Genomic DNA, 22,390 nt, shown 5'->3' on the forward strand with positions numbered 1-22,390 from the left:
AAAAAAAGACGTCCGTGGACGTCTTTAGATGATGAAGTGGTGGAGCCGGGGGGATTTGAACCCCCGTCCGCCAGTACTCCGCTGTCGGTACTACATGCGTAGCCGTGTCTATTAAGTTAACCCTCAGCGACCCGACGGGCAGGGTGCTTTGGGCGAGTTGTGTAAGTTTTAGCCGCTTCGTCCACAACGTACTGCACGGCGATTCTGTTCTATATGACAATCACTTTGGGTTTACAGACATCCCCTGATGATTGCTGGACCCGAAGGTACCAGGAGGGAAGGGCTAAGGCTGCTTACGCAGCGAGAGCGTATTCCCCGTAGGTTTCGTCATTGGCAACTATAGGAAGTTGCAACAGTGGATTTACGAGTTCTGTTACCAACTCGGCATGCACCTAAAGTTTCGCAACCGGCGTCGAATCCTAAACGGCCCCGAGCCTGATGCTCTGTGAATCAAGTGAGCAACAAGCCTGTACAGTGTACGTCAACGCGACTCAGAAGGCCAACCCGAAGGTAGGCCACCACACATTATGGGTTGGGTTCGTTGCGCTGTTTGTCAGTGAGTGCCAATGCCTGGGTGGCTTCGGTGACGCATTTTGTGTCGTCTCCGGAGGCTTGGGAGGCTTCGGCGCTGGACATCAGTCTCTTGATCTCCATGGCGGTGTTTCCGGAGGTCGCTGGCATCGCATTCACTTTGCCTTTGAGCTCTTGCAGCTTGCTCGTGCAAAGGTTGTTGTCCGCTGCAAATGCAGGAGAGGCCAGCATTGCAGCGGAAATGAACAGACCAGCGAGTGTGGGGCGCTTCATGGGTATCACCTTGAACGGATAGGGCCTACCTCAAAGACTACGATTCAACACAAGAATTCGGTTTTTTCAGACAACGTGTCGGGCTTTTCCTGCGATGCGGGCGGTTACACATTCCCGGTCCCCGAATGCAACAAAACCCGCCGTCGGCGGGTTTTGGTTTGCTTCGTATCGGATTACTTCCCGCCTTTTTTCGCGTCGGTGAGGGTCTTGATGATGTCGTTGGTCTCGGCGACGCAATCATCAATGCCTGCCTTGGTGCCTTTTGCATGGTCAGCTTTGGCCTGCTTGACGGAATTTTCTACCTGCTCAGTCATTTCCGGAGGAATCTGTGCCTTGGCGTTTTCGATGGTTTTCAGGTTGACAGCGCAAAGGTCTTCTTCTGCAGCAAACGAAGTGGAAGCCATCATGGAAGCAGTAATAAACAAACCTAACAGCACAGAACGATTCATGTGTATCTCCTTGAGCTGAAGGGCCAGGCATTGCTGGCCATCAAGTCGGGCTACCGAGTGTTGGGAGAGTCCCGCATTTACGGGACTTGATCAGTGGACTGCGGCGGCACCTCAGGGTTCTGTTTTTTACTGTGGAGCTATCGATTCCGGCAAGTAGGTACATCTATGCACCTTCCTTGGGTCCTGCTATCAGGGCACCCTAGCCTGGGTAACGCGGTCCACCAGATAGACTAGACCGTGGTAATCAATGCCGCCATGTTGCGTCAGCCCGATCTCACAAGTGCGACTGGTGGAAATCCCCTCGCTGCACTGCTGCACCGCGTCCTTGAGTGTGCGCAGCGAATGGGCATTCAGCTGTGGCGTGGTGAAGCCCTTGTCGCCGGCGAAGCCGCAGCAGTGAATGCCTTCGGGAATGACCACGTTTTTGCTGCATTTGCGCGCCAGATCGATCAGCGCCTGACTTTCGCCGAGGTGCTGAGTGCTGCAGGTGACGTGCACCGCAATCGGCGCTTCCTGTGGTGTGAAGTCGAGGCGATCCATCAAGTGCGTGCGGATGAAACGCACCGGGTCGTAGAGGTCCAGTCGAACGTCGCCAAGGTCTTGAGTGAGCCGTAACGTACAGGGGCTGGTGTCGCAATAAATCGGGTCGAGCCCGCCGCGACTGGCGTGCAGCAAGGCGCCGATCAGTTCCTGGCGCTTGTGTTCGGCTTGTTCGGCGTAGCCTTTGGAGGCGAATGGCTGGCCGCAGCAGAGGTTGTCCAGATTGTCCGGGAAGACCACCTGGTAACCGGCTTTTTCCAGCAGCCCGCGGGTTTTGTCGTACAACGACACCTGCTCTTTATCCCCCGCCGCTGGCCCCATGACCCGCGACACACACGCCGCCAGGTACACCACCCGCGGGCGTTCGTCCGACACGGCGGGACTGAAGCGGATGGTTTTTTCCGGCTGCGGCATAGCGTTGGTCCATTGCGGGACCTGACCTTTGGACAGCTTCGTCAGCGTCGCCGAGAGTTTTGCCAGGCGTGGCGCGCCCAACAACATCCGTGCGCCATTGGCGACGTGCAGGGTGAACCGCGCCCCTTGTAGCGCCGTGGCGAAATTTCCTTGAAGCCAGTTGGCGGTTTTCGTATGGGTTGCCGTGCGGCTGCGGAGTTTTTTCACCAGCTCGCCGGTGTTGATGCCGACCGGGCAACGTTGTGCGCACAGGCCGGTGGCGGCGCAGGTATCGATGCCCTGATATTCGTACGCGGCTTCGAGTTCGGTGGTATCGATGCCGGCGCGTTTTCGCGCCTGAATGTCGCGCCAGATCACGATGCGTTGGCGTGGGCTCAGCGTCAGGCCCTTCGACGGGCAGACCGGTTCGCAGAAGCCACACTCGATGCACTTGTCCACAATCTCGTCGGCGGCCGGCAAGGGCTTGAGGTGCTTGAGGTGGATCTGCGGATCTTCGCTGAGCACCACGTCCGGATTGAGAATGCCTTTGGGATCGAGCAGACGCTTGAGTTGCCACATCAGCTGATAGGCATCGCTGCCCCATTCCAGCTCGACGAATGGCGCCATGTTGCGCCCGGTGCCATGTTCGGCTTTCAGCGAACCGCCGAACTCCACTGCCACCAGTTGCGCCACGTCGTCCATGAACGCCTGATAGCGTGCGACTTCTTGCGCGTTGTTGAAGCCTTGGGTGAAGACGAAGTGCAGATTGCCTTCCAGGGCGTGTCCGAAAAGGATCGCTTCATCGTAGTGATGTTTGTCGAACAACTCGATCAGGCGATTGACGCCGATGGCCAGTTGTTCGACCGGGAAGGTGACGTCTTCGATGATCACCGTGGTGCCGGTCTTGCGCACCGCACCGACGGCGGGGAAGGTGTCTTTGCGGATGGCCCAGAGACGGGCGTTTTCCTGTGGGTCCTCCGTGAAGTCGACCTGTTTTTCCACCGGGAACGCCTGCAGCGACGCCATGATCTGTGCCAGTTGTTCGTGCAGCAGGGCGGACGACGCTGCGCGGGATTCGATCAGCAAGGCGCAGGCATTGTTCGACAGATGCTGTACGAAAGGCGGCATGCCGGGTTTGTCCTGCACTGAACGCAAACTGCGCCGGTCGAGCAGTTCCACGGCCGACACCGGTTGGCTTTTCAGTACGGTGACCGCGTTGCAGCAGGTCTCTACATCCGGGAAGACAATCAGGGCTGAGGCCTTGTTCGGGTGGTCGATCACCGTGTCGTAGGTCACCGCACTGATGAACCCGAGCGTGCCCTCGGAGCCCACCAGCAGGTGGCTCAAGATATCCACAGGCTCGTCGAAATCCACCAGGGCATTGAGCGACAGGCCGGTGGTATTTTTCAGACGGTATTTATGGCGGATTCTCGCAGCCAGATCAGTGTTGGCGCGGGTCTCGCGCCCCAGCGTCGCCAGGCGCTCCAGCAACGCGGTATGGCTCTGGCGAAACGCCGCGACGCTGGCGGCATCTTCAGTGTCGAGACGACTGCCATCGGCCAGCACCAGACGAATGCCGGCCAGGGTGTGGTAGGTGTTTTGCGCCGTGCCGCAGCACATGCCGCTGGCGTTGTTGGCGACAATACCGCCGATCTTGCAGGCATTGATCGAGGCCGGGTCCGGGCCGATCTTGCGTCCGAACGGCGCCAGCCAGGCGTTGGCCTGGGCGCCGATCACACCCGGTTGCAGGCGGATTTGCGTGCCCTGGTCGCGGATCTCGCGCGCGTTCCAGTTGTCCCCCAGCACGATCAGCACCGAGTCGCTGATCGCCTGACCGGACAAACTGGTACCGGCGGCGCGGAAGGTCACCGGCACCTGATCGCGTTGCGCCAGTTGCAGCAGCGCCACCACTTCGTCTTCGGACTCGACGCGGATAACCAGTTGCGGAATCAAACGATAGAAACTGGCATCGGTGCCGAAGGCCAGGGTCGACAGCGGGTCGTCGAACCGTCGCTCTTGTGGAATCAGTTGCTGTGCATCTCGCAGGAAAGCGGCCGGTAGACTCATTGGTCCTCCAGGATCAGCACCACCAGGTCTTTCGGGCCGTGGGCGCCGTACGCGAGCACTTGCTCGATGTCGGCGGTTTTCGACGGGCCGGACACCAGCAGCGCGTTGGTCGGCATGCCCTGGGCCCATTCGAATTCCTGTTGCACCTGATAGAAGTTGTCGCGGATTTCACTGGCCTTGAGCAGGGCGAAATGCACCGGTGGCGCCAGGCTCATCAAGCGCGGTTCTTCCCGGGTCGGCCAGATAATCAGGCTACCGGTTGCCGCGATGGCGCCGAGGGTGGTGGTCAGGCTCGCCGGGGTGTCGTTGAACAACTCGGCTTTCCATTCTTCAACCGGGCGGTCGTAGGACTTGAGCATCGGCAGATCGGGATTATTCGCCCAATGCTGTGTGATGCGTTGACCGTGGGGCGTTGTCGGTGCGATCAGCAGGCTTGGCAACTGGCGGTCCCGCAGCAATTGCGCCAACAGCGCCGGCCACTCTTCGCCGGATGTCAGGTGGATTTCCGTGTGTACCGCTTCCATCAGTTTGCGCAGTTGTAGAATGCGTTGCTCAGGCGAGTAGGTGTAAGGCTGGGTCACCAGATCGACATCAAAGTTGTCGGCCACCGGTGTGGTGCCTGTCAGACTTTTACGCAGTTTGGCGAGGATATTTTGCTTGGCACTCATCAGCGGTCTCCCTGTTTGGCCAAGTGCTCGCGGGCCATGTCATGCAGTGAGCGGGCGGCGGGTTTCGGTGCGCTGTGGTTTTGCGTCCACGGGCCGACATTGCTCGGCGTGAGGGCGCGCAGGCGGGTGGCGAAGAAGCCGAACAGGCGATACAGCGTTGGCGAACTGTTGAGCTTCGCCCAGGTGTTCCAGAGGAACCGCTCCTTGCGCGAATACTTGCTGCCCTGGCCACGCATCACTTGATGGGGGCTGTCCGGGGCCTTGACGTTTTCTTCGCGCAGGCGCCGCAGCAACGCAGGGATCGGGATTTTTACGGGGCACACTTCGCCGCAGGCACCGCACAGCGAAGAAGCGCTCGGGTGATCCGGGACTTTCGCCAGGCCGACCATGTGCGGGGTGACGATTTTTCCGATAGGGCCGGGGTAAACCTCCCCATAGGCATGGCCGCCGATTCGGGTATACACCGGGCAATGATTCATACAGGCACCGCAGCGGATGCAGTTCAGGGTCTGGCGCAATTCGCTGTCGGCAAAGGCCTGGCTGCGACCATTGTCGAGCAGTACCAGGTGCACTTCCTGCGGGCCGTCGAGTTCATGTTCCTTGCGCGGGCCGGAGATCATGTTGACGTAGGTCGTGATCGGGATGCCCAGGGCCGAGCGGGTCAGCAGCGACAGCAACGGCACCACATCGCGCAGGTTTTCCACGACTTTTTCGATACCGGTAACGGCGATGTGCACGGGCGGTACGGTGGTGGTCATGCGACCGTTGCCTTCGTTTTCCACCAGCAGCAGGGTGCCGGTTTCGGCCACGGCGAAGTTGACACCGGAGACGCCGATGTCCGCTTCGAAGAATTTCTGCCGCAAGACCTTGCGACCGATCTGAATGAGTTGGTCAACGTCCTTGGTGTATTCCACCCCAAGTTTGTCGTGGAACAAGGACGCGACCTGACCGGCATTCTTGTGGATTGCCGGCATGATTATGTGTGAAGGCTTCTCGTGGTCGAGCTGGACGATGTACTCGCCCATGTCCGATTCCAGGCATTCAATGCCCCGGTCAGCCAGGAAATGATTCATCTCCATTTCTTCGCTGACCATCGATTTGCCCTTGATCACTTGCCGCCCCTCGTGAGCGCGGATGATCGAGAGGACGATGCCATTGGCCTCGTCCACCGTTTCCGCCCAGTGCACTGTCACACCGTTGCGGGTCAGGTTCTGTTCCAGTTGCTCGAGCAGGTCGGGCAACTTGGAGAGCGCGCGGGCACGGATTGCATTGCCCAGTGCGCGCAAGTGTTCTCTTTCATGGGCATCGCTGAACGCCGCTGCCCGTTTGGTCATCAGTGAATCCATCGCCTTGCGAAAGTTGCCTCGCAATTGCGCGTCACCCAGCGCGTTGTGGGCGCGGGTGCGGAAATCTTCTTCTACGGCAACCGTAGGAATAATCGTGGAGGTGCTCATCGGGCACCTCCGGTACGCTGCCAGAGGAAGCTGGCCAGATGCTGACCGCGCAACGCTTCCTGCTGTTTTTCCAATGAGCCGTTGATGTTCATCAAACAGCCGCAATCGGCACTCAATACCTTGTGCGCACCGGACTCCTTCAACGCCCGGGTCTTGTCAGCCACCATTGCGCCGGAAATGTCTGGCATACGGACGCTGAATGTTCCGCCAAAGCCACAGCACTCACTTTCGTGATCGTGATTGACCCGCTCCACATTGCTCAACTGCGACAACAACTCGCGGCCGTGCAGGTGGGTGTTCATTTCGCGGCGTGCCGAACACGAAGTGTGCAGTGCCACTTTCACCGGCTCGCCGCTGTCCTTGAACTGCACCTTGCAGACAAACAACAGGAACTCGGCCAGCTCAAAGGTTCTGGCAGCCAGCGCCTGAACCTGTTTCAACGTGTGCGGCTCGTCCTTGAACAAGTCGGCATAGTGTTCGCGCAACATCCCGGCACAGGAGCCTGACGGCACCACCACCGGATAATCCCCGGCAAACAGCGCCAGTTGCGAGCGCGCCACGGTCCGTGCCTGTTCGGTGTAACCCGAGGTGTAGGCCGGTTGTCCGCAGCAGCTTTGCCCTTGCGGGTACTCGACACGAATGCCTTCGCGTTCCAGCAGGTGGATCGCATCCATCCCGGCTTCGGGGTAGAACAAATCGACCACGCAGGTCCCGAACAGGTAGACCCGTGACGGTTTCTCGCTGGGGTATTGCCGAGGCTCGGGCAGTGGCGGGGCGACACGGGTCGCATTCGGCACAGCGTTGTAAAAAAGCTCGCTCATCAGGCGTGTCTCCGGGTGGTCCCGGTTATTCGTCTGTTGAGGCTGCTGAATATAGAGCCGGAAGCTTTCAGCAGCCTTACAGACCGGGGTGTGAATTGCGGACGCCGGGGGCGTGGCCCGGCGTCGGTTTTTGCCGTTTTGCTTGTAGTCCTTAGTGCACCAGCATGCCGGTGAACCAGTAGGCCTGAGCCAAGGTGATCAAGCCGACAATCGTTGCAAAGAATAGGCTGTGCTTGAGCGTGAAGCGGAACAGATCCGATTCCTTGCCCACCAGGCCGGTCGCGGCGCAGGCCACGGCGATCGATTGTGGCGAAATCATCTTGCCGGTCACGCCGCCGCTGGTGTTCGCCGCTACCAGCAAGGTGTCGTTGACACCGATCTGGTGCGCGGTGGTTGCTTGCAGCGAACTGAACAGAGCGTTGGACGAAGTATCGGAGCCGGTGAGGAACACGCCCAGCCAACCGAGGAACGGCGAGAAGAACGGGAAGGCTGCACCGGTGCCTGCCAACACCAAGGCCATGGTCGAGGACATGCCTGAGTAGTTGGTGACGAAGGCGAACGCCAGCACCATGCCGATGGACAGGATCGGCCAGCGCAGCTCGTAGAAGGTCTCTTTAAAAGTGGTAAGACCAATTTTGACGTTGATCTTCAGTACCAGCATCGAGATCAGCGCCGAGAAGAAGATCGCTGTGCCGGTGGCGGAAATCGGGTCCAGTTTGAACACTGCCGGAAGGGCGGTTGGCGCGGCCACGATCGGCGCGACCTTGATCACCATCTGATCCAGGTGCGGGATCGCGAAGTTGAACACGAAGCTGTACATCGAGCCGCCGGCGGCGAACATCGCCTTGAACGGCTTCAGGGTCCAGATGGTGACCAGTACGGTCAGGATCAGGAACGGCGACCAGGCCTTGACGATTTCCCCAAGGCTGTAAGGCGAAGCCACGGTTGTGCGCTTCTGGCCGAAACCACCGACGCTGGCGCTTACCACGGAGGCCGAGACAGCGCCGACGATGTGTTGGCCGGCGGCGCGTTTTGGTTGCCAGACTTTCAGGAACAGGGTCAGGGAAATCAGGCTGGCCAGGGCCGAGGTGATGTCCGGCAGTTCCGGGCCGATGAAGTTCGAGGTGAAGTACTGGGTCACGGCAAAACTCAAACCGGCCACCAGGGCTGCTGGCCAGGTTTCCCTCACGCCGCGCAGGCCGTCCATCATGAATACCAGCCAGAATGGCACGAACAGCGACAGCAGTGGCAGTTGGCGGCCGGTCATGGCGCCGATCTTGAACGCGTCGATGCCGGTCACTTGCCCGGCCACGATGATCGGAATGCCGAGGGCGCCGAAGGCTACTGGTGCGGTGTTGGCGATCAGGCACAAGCCAGCGGCGTACAGCGGGTTGAAGCCCAGTCCTACAAGGAGTGCGGCGGTAATCGCCACCGGCGCGCCGAAGCCGGCGGCACCTTCCAGGAATGCACCGAAGCAGAAGCCGATCAGCAGAACCTGCAGGCGCTGGTCATCGGTGATCGACAGGACCGAACTGCGGATGACTTCAAACTGACCGCTCTTGACCGTCAGCTTGTAGAGGAACACTGCTGCCACGATGATCCAGGCAATAGGCCACAGGCCATAGGCGAAGCCATACCCGGCGGCGGCAAGCGCCATATCGACCGGCATCTGGAAAGCGAAGATCGCCACCAGGATCGACAAAGCCAGGGTGATGCTGCCGGCCACGTGCCCTTTGAGGCGGAATACGGCCAGGGCGAGGAAGAAAAACACGATGGGGATGACGGCTGCGAGTGCGGACAGGCCGAGGCTGCCGAGCGGGGTATAGAGCTGTTGCCAGGTTTGCATATGGGGTGGCCCCTAATTGTTGTTGGTCAGGCACTGATCAGCGTTCTTGGATAATTGGTAAGACCAATTTACAATCGCTGTTGGCTAGGGTAAAAGCCTTGTAGGCGGTGTGTCAATTTGCCGCCCTAAAACTTTTGTCGAATGCAAAGTGCGCAGGTCGTCCGTCTGGCATGAACAAATGCGCTGTGGCAGGTGCTGGTGCGGCGCCGATAGGCCAGAATAGAGCCCCGGCGAGCCGTCGGATCGTGGAGAAATCGAGTTATGGGGTTTGATCAGATTCGTCAGCGCCGTTTGTCTGACGATATTGTCGAGCAGCTTGAGGGCATGATCCTCGAGGGCACGTTGAAGGCCGGGGAACGCTTACCGGCCGAGCGCGCGTTGGCCGAACAATTTGGCGTGTCCCGCCCTTCGTTGCGTGAAGCCATTCAGAAGCTCACCGCCAAGGGGCTGCTGGTCAGTCGCCAGGGCGGCGGCAACTATGTGGTGGAATCACTGGGTACCACCTTCAGTGATCCCTTGTTGCATCTGCTGGAAAGCAATCCTGAGGCGCAGCGCGATCTGCTCGAGTTTCGCCATACGCTGGAAGCGTCTTGCGCCTACTACGCTGCGTTGCGCGCCACTGATGTGGATCGTGAGCGGCTGACCGCGGCATTCAACAAGTTGCAGGACTGCTATTCGCGTCACGAAGAGGTGAGTCGTGCCGAAGAGGGGGCCGCGGACGCAAGTTTTCACCTGGCGATCGCCGAGGCCAGCCACAACGCCGTGCTGCTGCATACCATTCGCGGGCTGTTCGACTTGCTCAAGCGCAACGTGGTGACCAACATCGGTGGCATGTACAAGCAGCGCACTGAAACCCGCGACATGCTGATCACGCAGCATCGGGAGTTGTACCAGGCGATTATCGAAGGGCGGGCGGAGCAGGCGCGGGAAGTTTCCAGTCGGCACATTCTGTATGTGCAGGAGGTGCTGGAAGAAGTGCGTCAGGAAGTACAGCGCGTGGCCCGGGCGGAGCGGCGCAAGGGGATGTGACCTTTTGAAGCAAAAGATCGCAGCCTTCGGCAGCTCCTACAGAGAACGCATTCCAATGTAGGAGCTGCCGCAGGCTGCGATCTTTTCGATGGCGCTGCGAATCACAGGCAGAAAAATCAGTCTTCCTTGCCTTTGTTGCGCACTGCACGCTGCAACTCGCGGCCAGCGTCGCGTTCGCGCTCGGTATCGCGCTTGTCGTATTCCTTCTTGCCCTTGCCCAGGGCGATCTCGCACTTGACCATGTGCTTGCTCCAGTACCAGGACAGGCACACGCAGGCGTAACCCTTTTGCTGCACGGCAGCGGCCAGCTTTTCCAGCTCGCGCCGGTTGAGCAGCAACTTGCGGGTGCGCACCGGGTCCGCGATGACGTGGGTACTGGCGGTCGTCAGGGGCGTAATGTGGCTGCCGAGCAGCCAGGCTTCGCCATCCTTGAGCAGTACATAACTGTCAACCAGTTGCAGCTTGCTCGCCCGCAGACTTTTTACTTCCCAGCCGGCCAGGACCAGACCAGCCTCGAACTTGTGCTCGATGAAGTAATCGTGTCGCGCCTTTTTATTTTGCGCGATGGTCCCTGTTGGGTGTTTCTTCTGTTTAGCCATAGGGGCGGCATTATAGGGAGTTACAACAGAGTCGGCTACGGGGTTGCTACGTGCTTGAGCAGGTTGATTGAATCCCGGACAATGCGGCCTCTTTTTTGAACGCTTGGGCGTGATAACGATGTCGACAGACAAGGTTTCTGTCCACGGCAGTTGGGCTAGCCGCTGGGTCTTCATACTCGCCGCGACCGGTTCGGCCGTGGGGCTGGGTAGTATCTGGAAATTCCCGTATATGGTCGGCGTCTATGGCGGCGGTGCCTTCGTGCTGATGTTCCTGGCCTGCATCGCGCTGATTGGCGTGCCGGTCATGCTGGCCGAAACGCTGATCGGCCGGCGTGCACGGCAGAGCCCGGCCAATGCCTTGAAGGCGCTGGCGGTCGAGGCGGGGCACTCGGGCAAATGGTCCTGGGGCGCATTTGCCGGAATGATCACGGCGTTGCTGATCCTGTCGTTCTACAGTGTGGTGGGCGGCTGGTCGCTGGATTACATCATCGACATGGGGCGTGGCGACTTTCAGGGTGTGACCGCGGATCAGGTGGGGGCTTACTTCGGCAATGTCATTGCCGATCCCTGGCGCCTGACACTTTGGCACACGATTTTCATGCTTTTGTCAGCGGTGGTGATCGCAAAGGGCGTGGTCGCCGGGCTTGAACGCAGTCTGCGCATCATGATGCCGTTGTTGTTCGTGATGGTCCTGGTGCTGCTGGGCTACAGCATGACCACCGGTCATTTCATGGAGGGCGTGCATTTCATGTTCGACTTCCATCCGGAAAAGGTTATGGATGGCTTGTTGCCCGCGATGGGGCATGCGTTCTTTTCCCTGAGCGTGGGCGTCGGTTCGATCATGATCTATGGCGCCTACATGCCGAAGAGCTCGTCGATATCGGGGACTGTCGTTGGCGTGGCGCTGCTCGACACCTTCGTTTCCCTGGTGGCTGGCCTGGCATTGTTTCCTATTGTTTTCGCGGCGGGCCTGAACCCGAGCGAAGGGCCGGGGCTGATGTTCGTCAGCCTGCCGTTTGCCTTCGGCAACGTGGCGTTCGGGCAATTGATGGGGGTGGTGTTCTTCGTGCTGGTGGCGGTCGCTGCCTGGAGTTCGGCGATTTCCCTGCTTGAACCGATGGTGGCCTACCTGGTGGAACGCACTAAAGTGAGTCGTGCATGGGTCACCTTCTGGCTGGCTTTCAGTTGCTGGTTCGTCGGCCTGGGCACGGTGTTCTCCTTCAATATCTGGAAGGAGGCCAAGTTCTTCGTGAACGAGGGCGGGATGTTCCACCTCTACCAATGGGGAGCAACCGGTGGTCTCGACTTCTTTGGCGTGATCGATTTCTTCACCTCGCGAATCATGTTGCCGCTTGGCGGTTTGTGTTTCGTGGTGTTTGCGGGCTGGATCATGGGGCGCGAAGCGGTGCGCGACGAGTTGTCGATCCGCAACCCGGCGCTGTTTGGTCTGTCCTTGTTCTTGATGCGCTATGTGGCGCCCATCGGCATCCTCGTAGTGTTTGCCGCCCAGCTGTGGAAGTGACGCTGACATGACGACACACATTTCACGTTCGGCCTTGCTGCCGTACCCGGCTCAAGCGCTGTATGACCTGGTCAACGACGTGGCGCGCTACCCGGAGTTTCTGCCGTGGTGCTCTTCGGCCGAAGTCCTGGAGAGTTCCCTTGAGCATATGCGGGCGAGCGTTGGGGTGGCCAAGGGCGGCCTCAGTCAACATTTCGTCACGCGCAACACCCTGGTTCCCGGGCAGTCGATCGAAATGAACCTCGAAGAGGGCCCTTTCACCCAATTGCATGGCATCTGGGTATTCAAGGCGCTGACCGACAAGGCCTGCAAGATCAGCCTCGATCTGTCGTTCGATTATGCCGGGCCACTGGTTCGTGCCACCTTGGGGCCGCTGTTCAATCAGGCGGCCAACACCCTGGTGGATGCGTTCTGCCAGCGTGCCAAGCAGATACATGGTTGAGGGCATGATTGAAGTCGAAGTGGTCTACGCGGCCGCGGACCGTCAGGTGCTGTTGACGCTGACGGTGCCGGTCGGGACTAGCGTGCGGGCAGCCTTGCTCGGGTCTGCCCTGGCTGAGGAGTTTCCTGAGCTGGATCTGGCCAATTGTCCCGTAGGGATCTTCGGCAAGGTAGTAGCTGACCCTGAGAGTCGGGCAGTCCAGGCCGGGGATCGTATCGAGATTTACCGCCCCCTGTTGGCCGATCCGAAAGAGGTGCGCCGACTGCGCGCGGCCAAAGCTGCTGAAGCCAAAGCCAGGAATCAGTGAGTGTTTTGAACATCAGGCAATAAAAAGCCCGGGCATGCCGGGCTTTTTTATTGCGTCGCAAATTATTGCGGCGAGGTGTCCAGTGGTTGCGGCGTCGGGACCGGAACGGTTTCTACGCCGTCGACGTCCTTCTGGATCTGGTCCAGCAGCGAACCTGGCTTGACCGGCTTTTCCGGTTTTGGCTTCTCGACGTTTTCTGCCGGGGCAGCCACTGTCGTGCCGCTGTCCTTGCCGAGAATGGCTTCGTCACGGCTCACGCCTGGCATGAAATCACCAGAGAGGCTGACAAGCTGATCATTTGGGTTGAAGATAACGCTGATGCGTTCCTGTTGGCGTTCACCGCCACCCGGTTGCAGGCTGTACAGATAATCCCAGCGATCGGCATGGAACGTGTCAGTCAGCAGAGGGTTGCCCATGATAAACCGTACTTGCTTGCGGGTCATTCCCGGGCGTAACTGGTCTATCATGTCCTGCGTGACGACATTGCCCTGCTGGATGTCGATTTTGTAAACCCCGGGGAATGAACAACCGGCGAGTGCGAGCAGTCCCACAAAGGTGAAACTGGTTAGCAAGAGCTTGGTGTTTTGCATCGGTGGGCGACTTCCACTATCTTGGCTGGGACAACGTAAACGCCGATCATACCCGCATTAAGAGAAGCTGCGAAGCAGCATCGCGAGAAAGCTGACCATGGTTGAAAATAGCGAACTACGCAAAGCCGGCCTCAAAGTGACCCTGCCACGGGTCAAAATTCTGCAAATGCTCGACTCCGCCGAGCAACGCCACATGAGTGCCGAGGATGTCTACAAGGCCCTTATGGAGGCTGGTGAGGACGTCGGTCTGGCCACGGTTTACCGTGTTCTGACCCAGTTCGAGGCAGCTGGCCTTGTGGTGCGACACAACTTCGACGGAGGCCATGCGGTCTTCGAACTGGACGACGGAAAGCATCACGACCATATGGTCAACGTCGAAACCAGCGAAGTGATCGAATTCTTCGACGAAGAAATCGAGCGGCTTCAGAAAGCAATCGTCGACAAGTATGGCTTCGAGATGGTTGATCACAATCTGGTGCTGTACGTACGCAAGAAAAAGTAAGCATGTCGCGCGAACTTCCGTTCGCGAAACGAGCGAAGGCGACCCCAGGGTCGCCTTCGTGCTTTCTGCGTCGTGTGCTGGTTTGCACATGGTTCCTGTAGGAGCTGCCGCAGGCTGCGATCTTTTGATCTGTGCCTTTAGAAGGGGCAAAGTCAAAAGATCGCAGCCTGCGGCAGCTCCTACAGGGTTCGCTTTAGATTTTTGCAGTGACGACCATTTTCTTGGCGTGAGCCAGGGATTCCTTGGTCAGATCGATGCCGCCCAGCATCCGTGCGACTTCTTCGACGCGGTCATTTTTGCTCAGTTTGGATACGGCCGTACGGGTGGCATCTTCGCCGCGTACTTTATGCACAAATAGATGCTGATGGCCCTGAGCTGCCACTTGCGGCAAGTGGGTTACGGTCAGTACCTGCCCACGCTCGCCGAGTCTGCGCAGCAACTGGCCGACGATTTCTGCGGTCGGGCCGCCAATGCCGACGTCGACTTCGTCGAATACCAGGGTCGGTACACGGGAGGTCTGTGCGGTGATCACCTGAATCGCCAGGCTGATCCGCGACAGTTCGCCGCCGGACGCCACTTTCGCCAGGGCCTTCAGTGGTTGCCCGGGGTTGGCACTGACCAGCAGTTCTACCTGTTCGAGTCCGTTTGGCAGCAGTTCGTTGCCGCTGTTCGGGCGCAGTTCAATGGTGAAGCGGCCACCGGGCATGCCCAATCGCTGGATTTCCTGCTCCACGGCGCTGGCCAGGCTGTTCGATGCTTGATGCCTTAGATCGCTCAGCTCCCGGGCCTTTTCCTGGTAGTGCCGGGCGTAGGACGACAGCTCATCGCTCAGGCGCTCGATGGATTCGTCGTTGGCATTCAGGGTTTCGATTTCGTCCAGCAGCTTCTGTTGCATCTCGGCCACTTCAGTCGGCTGGATGCGGTGTTTGCGCGCCAGGGTGTAGATCGCATCGAGGCGTTCTTCAAGGTACTGAAGGCGCGATGGATCGGCATCGAAATTGTCGAGGAAGCGGTTCAGTTCGCCCACGGCCTCTTCAACCTGGATCTGTGCGCTGGTCAGCAAGCTGCTGGCTTCGCCCAGGGCGCCGATCGAGCTGTTCACGCTCGACAGTCGGTTGAGGCTGGCGGTGAGGGCGTTGAGGACATTTCCGGAATCACTTTCGCTGCATTGTTCGACGACTTGCCGGCAAATCCCCAGCAGCGTTTCGGCGTTGGTCAGGTTCTTGTGTTCCTGTTCCAGCAGCTCCAGCTCATTGTCACCGAGGCCAAGGTTTTCCAGTTCTTCGAGTTGATAGCTGAGCAATTGATGACGGGCGCGTTGCTCGTCACCGGAGTTGGAGAGCCGCTCCAGTTCCTGGCGGGTCTGGCGCCAGCGTTGTGCGGCGAGTTGAACCTGGCGGGCCAGATCCGTCGCGCCGGCATATTCATCGAGCAGGCGACGGTGGGTGTCGGTCTTGAGCAGGGATTGGTGTTCGTGCTGGCTGTGAATGTCGATCAGCAGTTCGCCCAGCGCCTTCAGATCGCCAAGCGGGCAGGGTGTGCCGTTGATGTAGCCGCGCGAGCGTCCTTCGGATGTGATCACCCGGCGCAGGATGCACGGGCCGTCGTTTTCGAGGTCGCGTTCGGCCAGCCAGGCGCTGGCTTCCGGAATGTCGGCCAGATCGAAGGTGGCCAGGATATCGGCCTTGTCGGCGCCGGGACGGACCACGCCGCTGTCGGCACGATCGCCCAGGGTCAGGCCCAGCGCGTCGAGCATGATCGACTTGCCCGCGCCGGTTTCCCCGGTGATCACGCTCATCCCGCGATCGAGTTCGAGATCGAGATGTTCAACGATGGCGTAGTTGTGTACGGACAGGTGCACCAGCATATGGGCCGCTCCCAGGTGTTAGGTCTGGTTATTTATACAGTGTTTTGTTTCTGGCTGACAATGCCCTCCGTTAGCTCGATTCGCTCGGTCCGACAAAACCCTTATCGCGAGCTGGCATGACAATGCGATTGTTTTTTGTAGGGTTAATCATCGACGCCCCTTGAAGCCGGATTTTGCGGCCCCATATAGCTGGGCAGAAGCGCGAGTTGAGCTCGCGGACGAAATTGAAAGGAGAAATCTATGGCTGACGAACAGACAGTGGATACGCAAAACCCAGACGCCAACCAGGCGCCCGAGGCTTCGGGTGATGACCTGGCGGCTCGTGTACAAGTGCTCGAAGAGCAACTGGCAGGCGCTCAGGATCAGGCTTTGCGTGTAGCCGCCGATCTGCAGAACGTCCGCCGTCGCGCCGAGCAGGATGTGGAGAAGGCTCACAAGTTTGCACTGGAAAAATTCGCCGGCGACCTGTTGCCGATCGTCGACAGCCTGGAGCGCGGCCTGGAACTGTCCAGCCCGGACGACGAAAGCATTCGTCCGATGCGCGAAGGCATCGAGCTGACCCTGAAAATGTTCCACGACACTCTCAAGCGTTATCAGCTTGAAGCGATCGATCCGCATGGCGAACCGTTCAACGCTGTTCAGCATCAGGCGATGGCCATGCAGGAAAGCGCCGATGTCGAGCCGAACAGTGTTCTGAAGGTGTTCCAGAAGGGCTATCAGCTCAATGGTCGCCTGCTGCGCCCGGCGATGGTTGTGGTCAGCAAGGCGCCTGCGCCGGTTTCGCCTTCGATTGACGAGCAGGCTTGAAATCCGCCGCAAGGCCCCCATTTATAAGTCAAGCGTTTAAGTGCTACCGCAGTTAGCCACCACTGCTGCGGCAACCAAATCCAAAGTTTCGGGAGAGTGAACATGGGCAAAATTATCGGTATCGACCTGGGGACTACCAACTCCTGCGTCTCCGTGCTGGAAAACGGCAAGGCCAAAGTTATTGAAAACGCTGAAGGCGCGCGTACCACGCCGTCGATCATCGCTTACGCCAACGATGGCGAAATCCTGGTTGGCCAGTCGGCCAAGCGTCAGGCTGTGACCAATCCGCACAACACCCTGTATGCGGTGAAGCGTCTGATCGGTCGTCGTTTCGACGAAGAAGTCGTGCAGAAAGACATCCAGATGGTCCCTTACAAGATCGTCAAGGCTGACAACAGCGACGCCTGGGTTGAAGTGAACGGCCAGAAAATGGCACCGCCACAAATCTCGGCTGAAATCCTGAAGAAAATGAAGAAGACCGCCGAAGACTACCTCGGCGAGACCGTGACTGAAGCGGTGATCACCGTTCCGGCCTACTTCAACGACAGCCAGCGCCAGGCGACCAAAGACGCTGGCCGCATCGCCGGTCTGGACGTAAAACGTATCATCAACGAACCAACCGCTGCTGCTCTGGCTTACGGTATGGACAAGGCCAAGGGCGATCACACCGTGATCGTTTATGACCTGGGTGGTGGTACTTTCGACGTTTCCGTGATCGAGATCGCTGAAGTCGATGGCGAGCACCAGTTCGAAGTACTGGCCACCAACGGTGACACGTTCCTGGGCGGTGAAGACTTTGACATTCGTCTGATCGACTACCTCGTCGACGAATTCAAGAAAGAAAGCGGCATGAACCTCAAGGGTGACCCGCTGGCCATGCAGCGCCTGAAAGAAGCCGCTGAAAAAGCCAAGATCGAACTGTCCTCGAGCCAGTCGACCGACGTGAACCTGCCGTACATCACTGCAGACGCCACCGGTCCGAAGCACCTGAACGTGAAGATCTCCCGCGCCAAGCTCGAAGCATTGGTGGAAGACCTGGTTCAGCGCACCATCGAGCCTTGCCGCATCGCAATGAAAGATGCCGGTATCGACGTTGGTGCGATCAACGACGTGATCCTGGTGGGCGGTCAGACCCGTATGCCACTGGTTCAGAAGCTGGTCACCGAGTTCTTCGGTAAAGAAGCTCGCAAAGACGTCAACCCGGACGAAGCGGTTGCCATGGGGGCTGCCATCCAGGGTGCGGTACTGGCTGGTGACGTAAAAGACGTTCTGCTGCTCGACGTCAGCCCGCTGACTCTGGGTATCGAAACCATGGGTGGCGTGATGACTGCGCTGATCGAGAAAAACACCACGATTCCTACCAAGAAATCGCAAGTGTTCTCGACTGCCGACGACAACCAGGGCGCCGTGACCATTCACGTGCTGCAAGGCGAGCGTAAGCAGGCTGCTCAGAACAAGTCCCTGGGCAAGTTCGACCTGGCCGACATTCCACCAGCTCCACGTGGCGTGCCGCAGATCGAAGTGACCTTCGACATCGACGCCAACGGCATCCTGCACGTAGGTGCGAAGGACAAGGCTACCGGCAAGACTCAGTCGATCGTGATCAAGGCCAACTCCGGTCTGTCCGACGAGGAAATCGAGCGCATGGTGCGTGATGCCGAGGCTAACGCCGAGGAAGACCGCAAGTTCGAAGAGCTGGCCGCTGCCCGTAACCAGGGCGACGCACTGGTTCACTCGACGCGCAAAATGGTTGCTGACGCGGGCGACAAGGTCACCGCTGAAGAGAAGACCGCGATCGAAGCTGCCGTGGTTGCACTGGAAGCCGCTGTAAAAGGCGACGACAAGGCTGCCATCGAAGCCAAGGTTGAAGAGCTGTCGAAAGTCTCGGCGCCGGTTGCACAGAAGATGTACGCCGAACAGGCTCAGCCTGCTGAAGGCGCGGCACCGCACGATGAGAAAGCTGAAAAGGCTGACGATGTTGTCGATGCCGAGTTCGAAGAAGTCAAAGACCACAAGTAAGTTGTTGGTCGGCCGGTTGACTGCCTTTAGGCGGTGACTGGTAGGATGTCGCCGCGCGGGAGCTTGCTCCCGCGTTGGCGTATCTGGAATACGCGAATTTTTACAGCATGCGACAGCGTTCGCGTGCTGGCGGTATGGCCGGAAATGCTCCTGCTTTTCGAGCTGAAAGTACCGCATCGAATCAAAGACCAGGATCGTTGAATTGACGTGAGTTGGGTCCGGGCCTGTATTGGGGCTCAACGAGTTCGGCAAACTCAGGAGGGTTTTGCCGGACGTCCTCAAGAGTGCAAAGACTTATGGCAAAGCGTGACTATTACGAAGTATTGGGTGTTGAGCGTGGCTCAAGCGAAGCGGACCTGAAAAAGGCTTACCGTCGCCTGGCGATGAAGCATCACCCGGACCGTAATCCCGATGACAAGGCGTCGGAAGAGATGTTCAAGGAGGCCAACGAGGCCTACGAAGTGCTGTCGGATTCCAGCAAGCGCGCGGCCTACGACCAGTACGGTCATGCCGGTGTCGACCCGAGCATGGGTGGCGGCGGTGCCGGTTTCGGCGGTCAGAACTTCTCCGATATCTTTGGCGATGTCTTCAGTGACTTCTTCGGTGGCGGTCGCGGCGGTTCCCGTGGCGGCGCTCAGCGCGGCAGTGACTTGCGCTACACCCTGGAGCTGGACCTGGAAGAAGCGGTACGCGGCACGACCGTGAATATCCGCGTTCCGACGCTGGTCAATTGCAAGCCGTGCGATGGCTCCGGTGCCAAGAAAGGTTCTTCGCCGGTGACCTGTCCGACGTGCGGTGGTATCGGCCAGGTGCGCATGCAGCAAGGCTTCTTCTCGGTGCAGCAGACCTGCCCGCGCTGCCATGGCCAGGGCAAGATCATTTCCGATCCGTGCGATTCCTGCCACGGCGAAGGTCGCGTCGAAGAGTACAAGACTCTGTCGGTGAAAGTGCCGGCCGGCGTCGATACCGGTGACCGCATTCGTCTGTCCGGCGAAGGCGAGGCGGGTGCCCAGGGTGGCCCGACCGGCGACCTGTACGTGGTGATCAACGTGCGCGAGCACTCGATCTTCCAGCGTGATGGCAAGCACCTGTTCTGCGAAGTGCCGATCAGCTTCGTCGATGCGGCGCTGGGTGGCGAGCTGGAGATTCCGACCCTTGATGGTCGGGTCAAGTTGAAGATCCCCGAGGGGACCCAGACCGGCAAGCAGTTCCGTGTGCGTGGCAAGGGTGTCGCCCCTGTGCGTGGCGGTGGTGCGGGCGACTTGATGTGCCGTGTGGCGGTCGAGACGCCGGTCAACCTGAGCCGTCGCCAGCGTGAAATGCTCGAGGAATTCCGCAGTTCGCTGGCGGACGACAACAGCCATTCGCCGAAAACCACTGGCTGGTTCGAAGGCGTGAAACGCTTCTTCGGCGATTTGTAAGGAGACAGGCATGCGACGTATAGCAGTGATGGGCGCCGCCGGGCGCATGGGCAAGACCCTGATTGAAGCGGTGCAGCAGGCGCCGGGCGCCGGGTTGACGGCGGCAGTGGATCGTCCTGACAGCACGCTGGTCGGTGCGGATGCCGGTGAGCTGGCGGCTATCGGTCGCATTGGTGTGCCGCTGTCCGGCGATCTGGATCGGGTGGTCGACGAGTTCGACGTGCTGATCGACTTCACGCACCCGACGGTGACCCTGAAGAACCTGGCTTTCTGCCGTAAACACGGCAAGGCCATGATCATCGGGACCACGGGCTTCAGTGTTGAAGAAAAGCAGTTGCTGGCGGAAGCGGGCAAGGACATTCCGATTGTCTTCGCGGCCAACTTCAGTGTCGGGGTCAACCTGTGCCTGAAGTTGCTCGATACGGCTGCTCGCGTATTGGGTGACGATGTCGATATCGAAATCACTGAGGCTCACCATCGGCATAAAGTCGACGCGCCGTCTGGCACTGCCGTGCGCATGGGCGAGGTGATTGCCGATGCGTTGGGTCGTGACCTGAAGAAAGTGGCGGTGTATGGCCGTGAAGGCCAGACCGGTGCGCGTGATCGTGAAACCATCGGTTTCGCCACTGTGCGTGCCGGCGACATCGTCGGTGATCACACCGTGCTGTTCGCCGCCGACGGCGAGCGTGTCGAGATCACCCACAAGGCGTCCAGTCGCATGACCTTCGCCAAGGGCGCGGTACGTGCTGCATTGTGGCTGGACGGGCGCGCGCCTGGCCTTTACGACATGCAAGACGTGCTCGATCTGCGTTAAGATGCACCCGAAATCGGGCTCGCGCACCGCGTTTGAGCCCGGTTTTGTTCCGTCAAGCGACGTCCTGTCGCATTCTCCAGCCTTTAAGGCTCATTGGCGGTAGACCGAAAAGGCCTTTTTCTGTAAGCTACAGCTTTAGTGTGTCCACTAAAAGCGCGCAGAATAATTCAGTGAAGAAGCGGGGTGACGTGTCCATACGTCACTCCGCTTTTTTACAACCTGCGATCGCCCTTTCAGGCTTTATTTACGGGAGGTCTTCTTGACTAAGCCAGCCATACTCGCCCTTGCTGATGGCAGCATTTTTCGCGGCGAAGCCATTGGAGCCGACGGTCAAACCGTTGGTGAGGTGGTGTTCAACACCGCAATGACCGGCTATCAGGAAATCCTTACCGATCCTTCCTACGCCCAACAGATCGTTACCCTGACTTACCCGCACATCGGCAACACCGGCACCACGCCGGAAGACGCCGAGTCCAACCGCGTCTGGTCCGCTGGCCTGGTCATCCGTGACCTGCCTCTGGTGGCGAGCAACTGGCGTAACACGATGTCCCTGTCCGATTACCTGAAGGCCAACAACGTTGTAGCCATCGCCGGTATCGACACCCGCCGCCTGACGCGCATCCTGCGTGAAAAAGGCGCGCAGAACGGCTGCATCATGGCCGGTGACAACATTTCCGAAGAAGCCGCCATCGCCGCCGCCCAGGGTTTTCCTGGTCTGAAAGGCATGGATCTGGCGAAGGTTGTCAGCACCAAGGACAGCTACGAATGGCGTTCGACTGTCTGGGATCTGAAAACCGACAGCCACGCGACCATCGACGCGTCCGAACTGCCATACCACGTGGTTGCCTACGACTACGGCGTCAAGGTGAACATCCTGCGCATGCTGGTCGAGCGCGGTTGCCGTGTGACCGTGGTGCCAGCGCAAACCCCTGCTGCCGATGTGCTGGCGCTGAAGCCGGACGGCGTGTTCCTGTCCAACGGCCCTGGTGATCCGGAGCCATGCGACTACGCGATCCAGGCGATCAAGGACGTGCTGGAAACCGAGATCCCGGTCTTCGGTATCTGCCTCGGTCACCAACTGCTGGCCCTGGCCTCCGGTGCCAAGACCCTGAAAATGGGTCACGGTCACCACGGTGCCAACCACCCGGTCCAGGACCTGGACACCGGTGTGGTGATGATCACCAGCCAGAACCACGGTTTTGCCGTGGACGAAGCTACCCTGCCAGCCAACGTTCGCGCGATTCACAAATCGCTGTTCGACGGCACCCTGCAAGGGATCGAGCGTACCGACAAGAGCGCCTTCAGCTTCCAGGGTCACCCGGAAGCCAGCCCTGGCCCGAACGACGTGGCGCCATTGTTCGATCGCTTCATCAACGAGATGGCCAAGCGACGCTGATCGCTCGCCATGATGTAGCAAAGCTTGAGGGTG

General features: G+C 59.2%; 20 protein-coding genes and 1 other RNA gene. 10 read left to right on the forward strand and 11 right to left on the reverse strand.

Annotated elements, in window-relative coordinates; translation table 11 throughout:
- Positions 1–37 precede the first annotated feature (37 nt).
- The 8 genes from ssrA to PPUTUW4_RS03475 form a co-directional block, all read right to left on the reverse strand.
- Positions 38–431: a transfer-messenger RNA gene (gene ssrA / locus PPUTUW4_RS27750) on the reverse strand.
- 94 nt (positions 432–525) lie between these two features.
- Positions 526–804, reverse strand: coding sequence for a hypothetical protein (locus tag PPUTUW4_RS03445; RefSeq protein ID WP_041474774.1), 279 nt, complete (start codon positions 802–804; stop codon positions 526–528).
- 173 nt (positions 805–977) lie between these two features.
- Entirely contained in the window at positions 978–1,253 is a 276-nt protein-coding gene (locus tag PPUTUW4_RS03450) for a hypothetical protein (protein ID WP_041474775.1), read from the reverse strand.
- A 189-nt stretch (positions 1,254–1,442) separates the two neighbouring features.
- Entirely contained in the window at positions 1,443–4,253 is a 2,811-nt protein-coding gene (locus PPUTUW4_RS03455; RefSeq protein ID WP_015093421.1) for an FAD-binding and (Fe-S)-binding domain-containing protein, read from the reverse strand.
- Positions 4,250–4,921 carry a lactate utilization protein C gene (locus tag PPUTUW4_RS03460; protein WP_015093422.1) on the reverse strand — a complete coding sequence of 224 codons (672 nt, stop codon included), beginning with the start codon at positions 4,919–4,921 and terminating at the stop codon, positions 4,250–4,252. The genes PPUTUW4_RS03455 and PPUTUW4_RS03460 overlap by 4 nt, the downstream gene beginning before the upstream one ends.
- Entirely contained in the window at positions 4,921–6,375 is a 1,455-nt protein-coding gene (locus PPUTUW4_RS03465; RefSeq protein ID WP_015093423.1) for a LutB/LldF family L-lactate oxidation iron-sulfur protein, read from the reverse strand. Before PPUTUW4_RS03465 ends, PPUTUW4_RS03460 begins: the two co-directional genes overlap by 1 nt.
- Positions 6,372–7,196, reverse strand: a complete 825-nt coding sequence (locus PPUTUW4_RS03470) for a (Fe-S)-binding protein (RefSeq protein ID WP_015093424.1) — start codon at positions 7,194–7,196, stop codon at positions 6,372–6,374. The genes PPUTUW4_RS03465 and PPUTUW4_RS03470 overlap by 4 nt, the downstream gene beginning before the upstream one ends.
- 151 nt (positions 7,197–7,347) lie before the next feature.
- Positions 7,348–9,042 carry a lactate permease LctP family transporter gene (locus PPUTUW4_RS03475; protein ID WP_015093425.1) on the reverse strand — a complete coding sequence of 565 codons (1,695 nt, stop codon included), beginning with the start codon at positions 9,040–9,042 and terminating at the stop codon, positions 7,348–7,350.
- 261 nt (positions 9,043–9,303) lie between these two features.
- Between PPUTUW4_RS03475 and PPUTUW4_RS03480 the strand changes: the two genes are divergently transcribed.
- The gene (locus PPUTUW4_RS03480; RefSeq protein WP_015093426.1) at positions 9,304–10,071 is read left to right on the forward strand and encodes a GntR family transcriptional regulator; all 768 of its coding nucleotides are present in this window, start codon (positions 9,304–9,306) and stop codon (positions 10,069–10,071) included.
- A 116-nt stretch (positions 10,072–10,187) separates the two neighbouring features.
- Here the strand turns inward: PPUTUW4_RS03480 and smpB are convergent, their stop codons facing one another.
- The gene (gene smpB, locus PPUTUW4_RS03485; RefSeq protein ID WP_007933497.1) at positions 10,188–10,670 is read right to left on the reverse strand and encodes an SsrA-binding protein SmpB; all 483 of its coding nucleotides are present in this window, start codon (positions 10,668–10,670) and stop codon (positions 10,188–10,190) included.
- A gap of 118 nt (positions 10,671–10,788) precedes the next feature.
- On the opposite strand from smpB, the gene PPUTUW4_RS03490 reads away from it, so the two are divergent.
- From PPUTUW4_RS03490 to PPUTUW4_RS03500, 3 genes are read left to right on the forward strand one after another with little or no spacing between them, the layout of a single operon-like run.
- Positions 10,789–12,192, forward strand: a complete 1,404-nt coding sequence (locus tag PPUTUW4_RS03490; protein WP_015093427.1) for a sodium-dependent transporter — start codon at positions 10,789–10,791, stop codon at positions 12,190–12,192.
- A 7-nt stretch (positions 12,193–12,199) separates the two neighbouring features.
- Positions 12,200–12,634, forward strand: coding sequence for a type II toxin-antitoxin system RatA family toxin (locus PPUTUW4_RS03495; protein WP_015093428.1), 435 nt, complete (start codon positions 12,200–12,202; stop codon positions 12,632–12,634).
- Positions 12,627–12,941: an RnfH family protein gene (locus PPUTUW4_RS03500; RefSeq protein WP_015093429.1), complete on the forward strand. Its 315-nt coding sequence runs from the start codon at positions 12,627–12,629 to the stop codon at positions 12,939–12,941. Before PPUTUW4_RS03495 ends, PPUTUW4_RS03500 begins: the two co-directional genes overlap by 8 nt.
- 62 nt (positions 12,942–13,003) lie before the next feature.
- Here PPUTUW4_RS03500 and PPUTUW4_RS03505 read toward each other — a convergent pair whose 3' ends face one another.
- The gene (locus PPUTUW4_RS03505) at positions 13,004–13,531 is read right to left on the reverse strand and encodes an outer membrane protein assembly factor BamE (RefSeq protein WP_007973139.1); all 528 of its coding nucleotides are present in this window, start codon (positions 13,529–13,531) and stop codon (positions 13,004–13,006) included.
- Positions 13,532–13,628: 97 nt separating this feature from the next.
- Here PPUTUW4_RS03505 and fur point away from each other — a divergent pair, with 97 nt between their 5' ends.
- Entirely contained in the window at positions 13,629–14,033 is a 405-nt protein-coding gene (gene fur / locus PPUTUW4_RS03510) for a ferric iron uptake transcriptional regulator (RefSeq protein ID WP_003197684.1), read from the forward strand.
- A gap of 193 nt (positions 14,034–14,226) precedes the next feature.
- Here the strand turns inward: fur and recN are convergent, their stop codons facing one another.
- On the reverse strand, positions 14,227–15,900 hold the full coding sequence (recN, locus tag PPUTUW4_RS03515; protein WP_015093430.1) for a DNA repair protein RecN: 1,674 nt from the start codon (positions 15,898–15,900) through the stop codon (positions 14,227–14,229).
- A gap of 240 nt (positions 15,901–16,140) precedes the next feature.
- On the opposite strand from recN, the gene grpE reads away from it, so the two are divergent.
- From grpE to carA, 5 genes are all read left to right on the forward strand, one after another.
- Complete coding sequence (grpE, locus tag PPUTUW4_RS03520; protein WP_015093431.1) at positions 16,141–16,707, forward strand: nucleotide exchange factor GrpE; 567 nt, start codon at positions 16,141–16,143, stop codon at positions 16,705–16,707.
- Positions 16,708–16,809: 102 nt separating this feature from the next.
- Entirely contained in the window at positions 16,810–18,726 is a 1,917-nt protein-coding gene (gene dnaK / locus PPUTUW4_RS03525) for a molecular chaperone DnaK (protein ID WP_015093432.1), read from the forward strand.
- Positions 18,727–19,022: 296 nt separating this feature from the next.
- Positions 19,023–20,147 carry a molecular chaperone DnaJ gene (gene dnaJ, locus PPUTUW4_RS03530; protein WP_007973132.1) on the forward strand — a complete coding sequence of 375 codons (1,125 nt, stop codon included), beginning with the start codon at positions 19,023–19,025 and terminating at the stop codon, positions 20,145–20,147.
- Positions 20,148–20,157: 10 nt separating this feature from the next.
- Entirely contained in the window at positions 20,158–20,961 is an 804-nt protein-coding gene (dapB, locus tag PPUTUW4_RS03535; RefSeq protein WP_015093433.1) for a 4-hydroxy-tetrahydrodipicolinate reductase, read from the forward strand.
- Between the two features lie 259 nt (positions 20,962–21,220).
- A complete protein-coding gene (gene carA / locus PPUTUW4_RS03540; protein ID WP_007973130.1) occupies positions 21,221–22,357 on the forward strand; it encodes a glutamine-hydrolyzing carbamoyl-phosphate synthase small subunit in 1,137 nt (378 codons plus the stop codon).
- Positions 22,358–22,390 lie beyond the last annotated feature (33 nt).

This window comes from Pseudomonas sp. UW4, from assembly GCF_000316175.1.
GTDB lineage: Bacteria > Pseudomonadota > Gammaproteobacteria > Pseudomonadales > Pseudomonadaceae > Aquipseudomonas > Aquipseudomonas laurylsulfatiphila.

What these genes read in the sequence shown, in the direction of transcription:
- PPUTUW4_RS03445 (WP_041474774.1), bottom strand. Translation starts at nt 804, where the DNA reads ATGAAGCGCCCCACACTCGCTGGTCTGTTCATTTCCGCTGCAATGCTG.
- PPUTUW4_RS03450 (WP_041474775.1), bottom strand. Translation starts at nt 1,253, where the DNA reads ATGAATCGTTCTGTGCTGTTAGGTTTGTTTATTACTGCTTCCATGATG.
- PPUTUW4_RS03455 (WP_015093421.1), bottom strand. Translation starts at nt 4,253, where the DNA reads ATGAGTCTACCGGCCGCTTTCCTGCGAGATGCACAGCAACTGATTCCA.
- PPUTUW4_RS03460 (WP_015093422.1), bottom strand. Translation starts at nt 4,921, where the DNA reads ATGAGTGCCAAGCAAAATATCCTCGCCAAACTGCGTAAAAGTCTGACA.
- PPUTUW4_RS03465 (WP_015093423.1), bottom strand. Translation starts at nt 6,375, where the DNA reads ATGAGCACCTCCACGATTATTCCTACGGTTGCCGTAGAAGAAGATTTC.
- PPUTUW4_RS03470 (WP_015093424.1), bottom strand. Translation starts at nt 7,196, where the DNA reads ATGAGCGAGCTTTTTTACAACGCTGTGCCGAATGCGACCCGTGTCGCC.
- PPUTUW4_RS03475 (WP_015093425.1), bottom strand. Translation starts at nt 9,042, where the DNA reads ATGCAAACCTGGCAACAGCTCTATACCCCGCTCGGCAGCCTCGGCCTG.
- PPUTUW4_RS03480 (WP_015093426.1), top strand. Translation starts at nt 9,304, where the DNA reads ATGGGGTTTGATCAGATTCGTCAGCGCCGTTTGTCTGACGATATTGTC.
- smpB (WP_007933497.1), bottom strand. Translation starts at nt 10,670, where the DNA reads ATGGCTAAACAGAAGAAACACCCAACAGGGACCATCGCGCAAAATAAA.
- PPUTUW4_RS03490 (WP_015093427.1), top strand. Translation starts at nt 10,789, where the DNA reads ATGTCGACAGACAAGGTTTCTGTCCACGGCAGTTGGGCTAGCCGCTGG.
- PPUTUW4_RS03495 (WP_015093428.1), top strand. Translation starts at nt 12,200, where the DNA reads ATGACGACACACATTTCACGTTCGGCCTTGCTGCCGTACCCGGCTCAA.
- PPUTUW4_RS03500 (WP_015093429.1), top strand. Translation starts at nt 12,627, where the DNA reads ATGGTTGAGGGCATGATTGAAGTCGAAGTGGTCTACGCGGCCGCGGAC.
- PPUTUW4_RS03505 (WP_007973139.1), bottom strand. Translation starts at nt 13,531, where the DNA reads ATGCAAAACACCAAGCTCTTGCTAACCAGTTTCACCTTTGTGGGACTG.
- fur (WP_003197684.1), top strand. Translation starts at nt 13,629, where the DNA reads ATGGTTGAAAATAGCGAACTACGCAAAGCCGGCCTCAAAGTGACCCTG.
- recN (WP_015093430.1), bottom strand. Translation starts at nt 15,900, where the DNA reads ATGCTGGTGCACCTGTCCGTACACAACTACGCCATCGTTGAACATCTC.
- grpE (WP_015093431.1), top strand. Translation starts at nt 16,141, where the DNA reads ATGGCTGACGAACAGACAGTGGATACGCAAAACCCAGACGCCAACCAG.
- dnaK (WP_015093432.1), top strand. Translation starts at nt 16,810, where the DNA reads ATGGGCAAAATTATCGGTATCGACCTGGGGACTACCAACTCCTGCGTC.
- dnaJ (WP_007973132.1), top strand. Translation starts at nt 19,023, where the DNA reads ATGGCAAAGCGTGACTATTACGAAGTATTGGGTGTTGAGCGTGGCTCA.
- dapB (WP_015093433.1), top strand. Translation starts at nt 20,158, where the DNA reads ATGCGACGTATAGCAGTGATGGGCGCCGCCGGGCGCATGGGCAAGACC.